This is a genomic window from Acinetobacter sp. YH12021 (genome assembly GCF_013420145.1).
Classification (GTDB): Bacteria; Pseudomonadota; Gammaproteobacteria; order Pseudomonadales; family Moraxellaceae; genus Acinetobacter; species Acinetobacter towneri.
Genome location: NZ_VOYT01000034.1, coordinates 1 through 8,042 on the forward strand (window position 1 = coordinate 1; position 8,042 = coordinate 8,042).

Below are 8,042 nucleotides of genomic sequence, written 5' to 3' on the forward strand. Positions count from 1 at the left end.
TACACGGAAAACTTTAAGCTTTTCCAAGAAGAAAGAAAATCATGAAGCTGTCTTGCATCTATTTTTATTAAAATACAATCAAGACATGAAAGATAGGTGGTTAACACGTCACATTTAGACACTACCAAAGATATAGAGTCTCTATGTGAGGAGTTAGAAACTCCTAATCAAAATTGTACTAAAGTAAATAACCTTATAAAAAAACATACAAAAGAATTAGATAATAGAATTAAGCAATTAACCTCCTTCAAGAAACAATTAGATGACTTAGAAAATCTTTGTGGGGATAATCGTAAAATTGAGAACTGTTATATCATCAAAAAATTAGAAATGAATAGCTGAAATTCCCCTCAATTTAACATAATGGGCGTTATATGAAATGCACAAATTGAAAAATATAAAAATCAAAAACTTATGATATAAATTATTTGCTCGATGATGTTCAAAAGCCGACTTGGAAACAAGTCGGCTTTTTTATGAGCAGTTTTGATAGTTCTTGCCAATAAATTTGACTAAAAATTACGCTTCTCAACTTGAGTTATACAATTTTGTGATACATTATTGTATATACAAATTTGAATGTTTTTTATGGAACAGTATTTTGAATGGGATGAGGCTAAGAATCGAAAGAATCAGAAAAAGCATGATATCTCTTTCGAAACTGCAAGCCTTGTTTTTGAAGATCCATTACGGATCTCAATCCAAGACAGACATACCGATGGTGAAGAACGTTGGCAAACCATTGGGCGAGTTAAAGGCGTACTAATGTTATTGGTGGCTCACACCATTTTTGATGAAGATGACTGTGAAATCATACGAATCATTAGTGCAAGGCAAGTGACTAAAGCGGAGCGAAACAAATATGAGCATGGTTAGATACTCACGCAAAGAGCTGAATGAGAAATTTGGTGAGAAGCAAGATGCTGAAATTCAACGCTTGCTTGCTAAAGGCACGGTTCCTGATGATCAGCTAGATCTATCAGATATTCCTGAAATTACCGATTGGAGCAGTGCTGTACGCCAAAATCAATTTTACCGCCCAGTGAAGCAACAAACTTCAATTCGGTTAGATGCTGATGTACTTGCTTGGTTCAAAGCACAAGGCAAAGGTTATCAAACACGAATGAATGAAATTTTACGGGATGCTATGCTGAAAGAATTAAAAAATCATCAATAAAAATGGGAGCTTAAGCTCCCATTTTTGACTTCGCATAACGCCCATTATGTTAATTTTAGTTTTCCTTAATACGACAAAAATATCTACTTCATTTCACGAGAATTTCTTTTGCTAAAAGTTCTTCTTTCGTTACACCGAAATATCTTATTTCTAATTTAGGCCTGCCTAACATCTTTAAAAGATTGTTTTCATCATTTATATTTTTTATAGCTTTGCTTACACAATCAATTACGTCATTAGTTTTAGAAATAGCTTCTTTTTCAGATACTTGATCGCTTACTTTTCGAGATATTAAGTCATCAAAATATATCCTATATTCTTCACAAACTAGATAAAAATAAGGGTCTAATCTATCTAAATCATATTCAGATTCAAAGGGTTTACGATCTAATAAATCTTTTTCAGGATAAATAATCAATTGTCCTGCATCGAACCAAAACTCCACAGAAAAATTATCAAACTCAATTCCATTTAAATCATTACTAAAATTTTGAAAATACTGTAATAAAAGATTTTCTATATCCTCTAAAAACTCTTTATTCTTAATATCAAATATTAAAGATTCATTAGAAATAGCTTTGATACAATCTTCTTGAATATCTAACCCCTTTAAAGTCATTTTTACTCCATTTAAATTTTTAGGTTTTGGTGCATTAAGAATTTTGATTAACTTAACATAATGGCGGTTATACGAAATTCACCTGTAACTCCAAAATAGAAATGTCCGGTTTCTCCAAAGTAAAAATGTCCGCTTTTAGAATATGCACTTTTGCAATTTCGTTAGCGGACGGTTTGATATGTTGGTGTCTATGTCGGATAAAGAACTTAAACGATTGTCGGTCGTGCAGGAAATCTGCGATCAACGCATAACTCAATCCCAGGCTGCTCAGCTACTTCATATTTCAGAACGTCAGATCAGACGCTTACTGCAGAAATACAAAGCTCAAGGTCCCGCTGCATTAGCCCATGCCGGTCGTGGCCAAATCAGCAATTCCAAACTTCCTGAAGAACTCAGACTCAAGTGCCTCAATATTGTTTCTGACCAACTCCATGGTTTCGGACCCACTTTAGCGCATGAAAAGCTCACCACCGTACATGGATTCGATCTTTCAGTAGAAACCCTGCGTTCCTGGATGATTGCAGCTGACTTATGGATTCCTCGATCCAAGCGCCTGAAACGCCCGTATCAGCCTCGTTACAACCGGGATTGCTTTGGTGAACTGATCCAAATTGATGGCTCATATCATGACTGGTTTGAAGGACGCGCTGCTAAATGCTGTCTGCTGGTGTTTATCGATGATGCTACAGGAAAATTGCAGCATTTACGCTTCTGTGAATCAGAATCAGCCTTTGATTATATGATTTCAACACGCTTGTATGTTGAGCAGCATGGTAAGCCGTTGGCATTTTACAGCGACAAACATTCAGTCTTCAGGGTGAATCAAAGCAGCAAGAAAGACACCAAGATTACCCAGTTTGGACGCGTACTCAGTACCCTGAATATCGATATCATCTTCGCCAATTCACCACAGGCCAAAGGCCGTGTGGAACGTGCCAACAGAACCCTTCAGGACCGTCTGATCAAGGAGATGCGTCTGGAAGGTATCAGCTCGATTGAGCAAGCTAATGCCTGGCTACCCTGCTTCATTGAGCAGTTCAATCAGAAGTTCGCCAAGATGGCTTTTAATCCTAAGGATCTACATCGGCCTATCACTGAAACAGCCGAAGAATTAGATGATATTTTTACTTGGCGTGAACCCCGCAGAGTCACGAATAGCCTGACGATTACTTATGATAAATGCGTATATCTCCTGGAAAACACCGAAGAAAATCAAAGGTTGATCGGTAAGTATCTTGAGTTCCTGGAATACCCGGATGGTACAGTCGCGATTGAATATCAGGGAAGAAAAATCAATTACAGCATCTTCGATAAATTAAGTCAGCTTAACCAGCGAGAGATTGTTGAGAATAAACGTTTAGGTGCAGTTCTCAATCATATTCAACAACAGCATGAAGAATTGGAACAGCAAAACAAACGTAATCGTTCTCAATCTATGCCAAGCAGACGTGCACAGAAGACAGTAATCAAAGAACGAAATCTGAATCCTGTGCTTGACTTGGAATTGTCCATATAGGACATTTCTATTTGGTTATTAGGTAGGACATTTCTACTTAGGAATAACATCACCGTTTCGAGCCCCAAATATCAAGTTTATTTCTTGCATAAATGTATCCTATAGGATACATTCTACTTATGTACTCAATATATACCACTGAAGTCTTTGATGACTGGTTCACCAAGTTAAAAGACCAGCAGGCAAAAAGACGCATACAAGTCCGAATTGATCGGGTTGAAGATGGAAACTTTGGAGATACTGAGCCGGTCGGTGAAGGTGTTTCTGAATTACGTTTCTTCTTTGGGCCAGGCTATAGGATTTATTACTGCAAGCAAGGGCAAAGGGTTGTTATTCTTTTAGCAGGCGGAGATAAGTCTACGCAAAGTAAAGATATAAAACTTGCCCTGCAATTGGCACAAGATTTAGAGGAGGAGCTATAAATGGCTATTAAACTTCGCAAATGGGACAGTGCTGAGCATCTTAAAACAGAGGATGATATGCAGGCTTACTTACAAGCATGTATTGAAGAATCTAATGGCGATGCCGCATTCATTGCAAAGGCTTTAGGTAACATTGCAAAAGCTAAAGGAATGGCTCAATTATCACGAGATACAGGCTTAGGCCGAGAAAGTCTTTATAAAGCACTTTCTGGTGATGTTAACCCTAGTTTTGATACTGTGATTAAAGTTGTAAAAGCACTGAATTTACGCTTAGCAATTTAAAAAAAGTTATTAAAAAAGAGGGTGTAAATAATTCTGTGTAAATACAGTTTTAAAAATACTTGGTTACACGCTCTTCAAACATGATACTAAAGCGGTTCATAGCAGATTTCCAATTTTGGATAGGCATTGTCCATTTTTTGCTTGCTGCCATAATCGCTAAATATACCACTTTTTTCACTGAATCATCAGTCGGGAAGATTTTTCTTTTCTTGGTCGCATGACGGATCACGCTGTTCAATGATTCAATCGCATTCGTTGTGTAGATTGCTTTACGAATATCCATAGGATAAGCAAAGAACGTGTTGAGATTCGGCCAATGCCCGAGCCATGATTTGCTGATTTGAGGGTATTTGTCATCCCATTTCTGACCAAATTCATCAAGGGCGTGTAAAGCTTCATCTTCGGTTACCGACTGGTAGATTTTCTTCAAATCAGATGTAACGGCCTTATAATCTTTCCAACTGACATACTTCAAGCTATTGCGTACCATATGGATAATACACAACTGGATATGGGTATCAGGATAGACCGTATTGATCGCATCAGGAAAGCCTTTTAATCCATCTACACATGCAATCAGTATATCTTGTAAGCCACGATTCTTCAGTTCGGTGAGAACTGATAACCAGAACTTCGCCCCTTCGTTTTCAGCCATCCACAGTCCAAGTAAGTCTTTCTGCCCCTCTGCATTGACACCCAAAGCAAGAAATACAGCCTTGTTGATGACGGTGTTGTTATGTCGCACCTTCACGACAATACAGTCTAGGTAAACGATTGGATAGAATGCATCCAAAGGGCGGTTTTGCCATTGAGTGACTTGGTCGATCACAGCATCTGTCACCTTGGAAATTAAGGTAGCAGAGACATCTGCATCGTACATTTCCTTGAACGTGGCAACGATATCTCGTGTCGTCATTCCTTTAGCATAAAGGGATAGAATTTGACTATCCATTTGCGTGATTCGAGTTTGACTTTTCTTGATGAACTGAGGCTCAAATGTACCATCACGATCTCTAGGCGTGTCTAGCTCAAACTCACCATCATCAGTCAGTAGGCGTTTAGTTGTATAGCCATTACGAGCATTTTTACCTACTCTAGGACTATGCTTCTCATAACCTAAATGGTCAGTGAGTTCAGCATTTAGAATAGTTTCCACCGTTAATTTCTTTAGAGCTTTACTGAAATTATTCAGGTCAGCTTCTGTCTTTAAGTTCTTGGCAAATTCTTTGGCTAATGCCAGCATTGCTTCATCTTTCATGGTAAACACCTGTGTTGCCCCTAACAGCGTTGAGGGATAGTCTAAGCGTTTACACAGTTTTATTTACAGTCTCTTAAAAAATGGAGCTTTAGGCTCCATTTTTTAATTTCGTATAAGGTGTATTATGTTAATTTTAGAAATTCTTAATTTCCATCTATCCAAACTTGCTTGATCCAATCTGCTAAATCTTCCCACTGCTCATCGCTATATCCATCTGCTGTCCAATATCTAATTTTATGATTAGGAGATAGGCAATAATAACTACCATTATCTTCACAAATAGGTAGCCAATCTTCTGGCAGACCTTGCTCCCTAGCATCATTTAATATCTGAGATAGCCCTCGATAGCATTCTTTCTCATCTGTAAGAGACGCTAATTCAATTGTTCCATAAAAGATATTGCTAATCTCTTTCAAAACTTTTTTATAATCTTTTGGAAAAATAAAACCTATTTTTTGAACCGTACCAGGTTTGTCGGAGACTTTTTTATTTAAGTTAGGCCACCTGACCTAACGGGTTAATCTTATCATAGTACATTGCCTCAAACTCAAAAGGCGATACATAACCCAGTGCACTGTGTACACGTTCTTTATTGAACCAATCCACCCAGTTTAGTGTCGCAAGTTGTACATCCGCTAAACCTTGCCAATCTGCTTTTAAATATTCAATCACCTCTGTTTTGTATAAGCCATTCACCGTTTCAGCCAGAGCATTATCGTATGAATCACCCGTTGTACCGACTGATGCTCGTAAATTTGCTGCTTCTAAACGATTGGTATAGCGAATAGAAAGATATTGAACACCTCTATCGGAATGATGAATCACATTCTTTGGCATGCCTCGATCGTGCAATGCTTGCACCAATGCATCGAGCACCATATCTGTATTCATCCGTGTCGATACTTTCCATCCAACAATTGCTCGTGAGAACACATCAATAACAAATGCGGTATATACCCAGCCTGAATGAGTTTGAATATAGGTAAAGTCACCCACCCATAGTTGGTTTGGATGATCAGCATTAAAATTACGTTTCACTAAATCATCTGCCCGTTTTTGGTCATCTCGGCTACGGGTGGTTTGTTTATTCTTACCTCGCCAAACACCTTGTATACCTAGCTTTTTCATTAATCGAGCAACTGTACAACGTGCAATAACATAACCCTCACGTTTTAATTTTTGCCAGACTTTACGTACACCATATCGACCTGAACTTTCCTTCCAAATTCGTTTAATTTGTTCAGCATGATGCTCATCATGTAGATCTCGTTTCGCTCGATGTTCTGGATTGTCAGCGAGATCTAAAGTTCGGTAATAGGTTGAAGCTGCGATCGGTAAAATCCTACAAATCGCATCAACACCATATCGATCTTTATTGTTATGGATAAAATCCACCATTATTTGTGTGGGCGGTCGAGCTCCGCCTGGGCGAAAAAAGCGGCTGCTTTGCGTAGAATTTCATTGGCACGCTTTAATTCTTTAATTTCACGTTCCATTTGCTTCATTTTTTCTTGGTCAGATATCTGTTGTACTTTGGCAGGATTTAGTTGATCCATATGCTTTAAATACCAAACACGCAATGTTTCAGGAGTACAACCGATTTTGGGAGCAATTGCTGTGATTGCAGCCCAAGTAGAAGGATAATCTTTTTCAGATTCAATCAATAATTGAACCGCTCTTTCTCTGATTTCAGGGGTATATTTTAATTTTGTCATCGGGATAGTCTCTCAGAATATTGACTCTCCGACAAACCCGGTACGGTTCATTTCGTTCATAAGCAGATATGAAAATATCATCAGGTAGTTCTATGTTTAGACGACTATTCCCAGATAGTTCTTTTAATTCTTGAATAATGTTATCAAGCTTATTTTGCATATACATTCTGCTCTATCGCATTAAAGTTCTTACTACAATTTAACATAATGGCTGTTATGCGAAACGAGATCTACCAGCTCTCGTTTTTTGTTATGGAAACTGCTAAAATTCAAATACGCCATTGACGTATAAAGAGTCCATGTTATTTATTGAAACCAGCATCTTTACCAAGCAAATTAAAGACCTTGTATCTGATGAGGAATATCGTCAACTTCAGCAAGATCTTTTGGTACAGCCTGATAGAGGTGACCTAATCAAGAATGGCGGTGGTATTCGCAAAGTACGTTGTGCTCAAGGTAACAAAGGGAAAAGTGGTGGGATACGGGTGATTTATTATTGGGTCACCGAGGATGATCAGATCTTTTTCTTAGTGGCTTATCCAAAATCAGTAAAAGATAATTTAACAGATAAGGAAACCGCCATTCTGCACCAACTCGTGAAGGAGCAATTTCATGGATAACAACTTATTTGATGACTTGGTTGCTTCAATCAAAGAAGCTGGAGCTATCAAACGTAAAGAAGTTAAAGCAAGCCGAGTTACAGAACTCGAATTGCCTGATATTAAAGAAGTACGTGAAAAAACTGGCTTGAGCCAAAATGAATTTGCTGCACGTCTACATATTAGCCCCCGTACCCTGCAAAATTGGGAACAGGGACGACGCTATCCAACTGGACCAGCAGCTACATTGATTCGAATTTTAGATGCTCACCCAAGCCTTATTTGAAAAAATTACTTAAAAAATGGGAGCTTAAGGCTCCCATTTTTATTTCGTATAAGGTGTATTATGTTAATTTTAGAAAATCTTCACTACTATTATTTTAAAATAAGCCTTATATCCAAGCATAAAACAAGGTTGTCTAGACTTCTTTTAACAGTAAAGTTATCATAAAAC

The 8,042-nt window shown here is 37.9% G+C and carries 12 protein-coding genes and 1 other annotated feature; of the genes, 8 read left to right on the top strand and 4 right to left on the bottom strand.

Annotated elements, in window-relative coordinates; genetic code table 11:
* Positions 1-96: 96 nt before the first annotated feature.
* From FTT91_RS14920 to FTT91_RS13735, 3 genes are all read left to right on the top strand, one after another.
* A complete protein-coding gene (locus FTT91_RS14920) occupies positions 97-342 on the top strand; it encodes a MerR family DNA-binding protein (RefSeq protein ID WP_180169666.1) in 246 nt (81 codons plus the stop codon).
* Between the two features lie 246 nt (positions 343-588).
* Positions 589-876 carry a BrnT family toxin gene (locus tag FTT91_RS13730; RefSeq protein ID WP_000438825.1) on the top strand — a complete coding sequence of 96 codons (288 nt, stop codon included), beginning with the start codon at positions 589-591 and terminating at the stop codon, positions 874-876.
* A complete protein-coding gene (locus FTT91_RS13735; RefSeq protein ID WP_004728120.1) occupies positions 863-1,177 on the top strand; it encodes a BrnA antitoxin family protein in 315 nt (104 codons plus the stop codon). Before FTT91_RS13730 ends, FTT91_RS13735 begins: the two co-directional genes overlap by 14 nt.
* 88 nt (positions 1,178-1,265) lie before the next feature.
* On the opposite strand, the gene FTT91_RS13740 is transcribed toward FTT91_RS13735, so the two are convergent.
* Entirely contained in the window at positions 1,266-1,796 is a 531-nt protein-coding gene (locus FTT91_RS13740; RefSeq protein ID WP_000172759.1) for a hypothetical protein, read from the bottom strand.
* Between the two features lie 190 nt (positions 1,797-1,986).
* Between FTT91_RS13740 and FTT91_RS13745 the strand changes: the two genes are divergently transcribed.
* The 3 genes from FTT91_RS13745 to FTT91_RS13755 all read left to right on the top strand — a co-directional run bounded on the left by FTT91_RS13745 (position 1,987) and on the right by FTT91_RS13755 (position 4,016).
* Positions 1,987-3,312 carry an ISNCY family transposase gene (locus FTT91_RS13745; protein WP_180025629.1) on the top strand — a complete coding sequence of 442 codons (1,326 nt, stop codon included), beginning with the start codon at positions 1,987-1,989 and terminating at the stop codon, positions 3,310-3,312.
* A gap of 119 nt (positions 3,313-3,431) precedes the next feature.
* A complete protein-coding gene (locus FTT91_RS13750) occupies positions 3,432-3,734 on the top strand; it encodes a type II toxin-antitoxin system RelE/ParE family toxin (protein ID WP_000286964.1) in 303 nt (100 codons plus the stop codon).
* Positions 3,735-4,016, top strand: coding sequence for an addiction module antidote protein (locus FTT91_RS13755; RefSeq protein ID WP_000985609.1), 282 nt, complete (start codon positions 3,735-3,737; stop codon positions 4,014-4,016).
* A 49-nt stretch (positions 4,017-4,065) separates the two neighbouring features.
* Here FTT91_RS13755 and FTT91_RS13760 read toward each other — a convergent pair whose 3' ends face one another.
* From FTT91_RS13760 to FTT91_RS13770, 3 genes are all read right to left on the bottom strand, one after another.
* The gene (locus FTT91_RS13760) at positions 4,066-5,274 is read right to left on the bottom strand and encodes an IS256 family transposase (protein ID WP_065992812.1); all 1,209 of its coding nucleotides are present in this window, start codon (positions 5,272-5,274) and stop codon (positions 4,066-4,068) included.
* A 143-nt stretch (positions 5,275-5,417) separates the two neighbouring features.
* Positions 5,418-5,726 carry an SMI1/KNR4 family protein gene (locus FTT91_RS13765; protein ID WP_228724822.1) on the bottom strand — a complete coding sequence of 103 codons (309 nt, stop codon included), beginning with the start codon at positions 5,724-5,726 and terminating at the stop codon, positions 5,418-5,420.
* Positions 5,727-5,769: 43 nt separating this feature from the next.
* Positions 5,770-6,989 (bottom strand): IS3 family transposase gene (locus FTT91_RS13770; RefSeq protein ID WP_180169667.1). Its coding sequence is split into 2 segments (ribosomal slippage): positions 5,770-6,713 and positions 6,713-6,989, totalling 1,221 coding nucleotides; the frame shifts between segments, so codons are not numbered across the junction.
* Positions 6,598-6,714, bottom strand: a sequence feature (AL1L pseudoknot). (Overlaps the previous gene by 117 nt.)
* Before the next feature lie 299 nt (positions 6,990-7,288).
* On the opposite strand from FTT91_RS13770, the gene FTT91_RS13775 reads away from it, so the two are divergent.
* Together FTT91_RS13775 and nadS are read left to right on the top strand one after the other, a co-directional pair.
* Positions 7,289-7,609, top strand: a complete 321-nt coding sequence (locus FTT91_RS13775; RefSeq protein ID WP_000897307.1) for a type II toxin-antitoxin system RelE/ParE family toxin — start codon at positions 7,289-7,291, stop codon at positions 7,607-7,609.
* Positions 7,602-7,874: a NadS family protein gene (gene nadS / locus FTT91_RS13780; protein WP_000369781.1), complete on the top strand. Its 273-nt coding sequence runs from the start codon at positions 7,602-7,604 to the stop codon at positions 7,872-7,874. Before FTT91_RS13775 ends, nadS begins: the two co-directional genes overlap by 8 nt.
* Positions 7,875-8,042: the final 168 nt, after the last annotated feature.

What these genes read in the sequence shown, in the direction of transcription:
- nadS (WP_000369781.1), top strand. Translation starts at nt 7,602, where the DNA reads ATGGATAACAACTTATTTGATGACTTGGTTGCTTCAATCAAAGAAGCT.
- FTT91_RS13750 (WP_000286964.1), top strand. Translation starts at nt 3,432, where the DNA reads ATGTACTCAATATATACCACTGAAGTCTTTGATGACTGGTTCACCAAG.
- FTT91_RS13735 (WP_004728120.1), top strand. Translation starts at nt 863, where the DNA reads ATGAGCATGGTTAGATACTCACGCAAAGAGCTGAATGAGAAATTTGGT.
- FTT91_RS13760 (WP_065992812.1), bottom strand. Translation starts at nt 5,274, where the DNA reads ATGAAAGATGAAGCAATGCTGGCATTAGCCAAAGAATTTGCCAAGAAC.
- FTT91_RS13755 (WP_000985609.1), top strand. Translation starts at nt 3,735, where the DNA reads ATGGCTATTAAACTTCGCAAATGGGACAGTGCTGAGCATCTTAAAACA.
- FTT91_RS13730 (WP_000438825.1), top strand. Translation starts at nt 589, where the DNA reads ATGGAACAGTATTTTGAATGGGATGAGGCTAAGAATCGAAAGAATCAG.
- FTT91_RS13740 (WP_000172759.1), bottom strand. Translation starts at nt 1,796, where the DNA reads ATGACTTTAAAGGGGTTAGATATTCAAGAAGATTGTATCAAAGCTATT.
- FTT91_RS13775 (WP_000897307.1), top strand. Translation starts at nt 7,289, where the DNA reads ATGTTATTTATTGAAACCAGCATCTTTACCAAGCAAATTAAAGACCTT.
- FTT91_RS13745 (WP_180025629.1), top strand. Translation starts at nt 1,987, where the DNA reads ATGTCGGATAAAGAACTTAAACGATTGTCGGTCGTGCAGGAAATCTGC.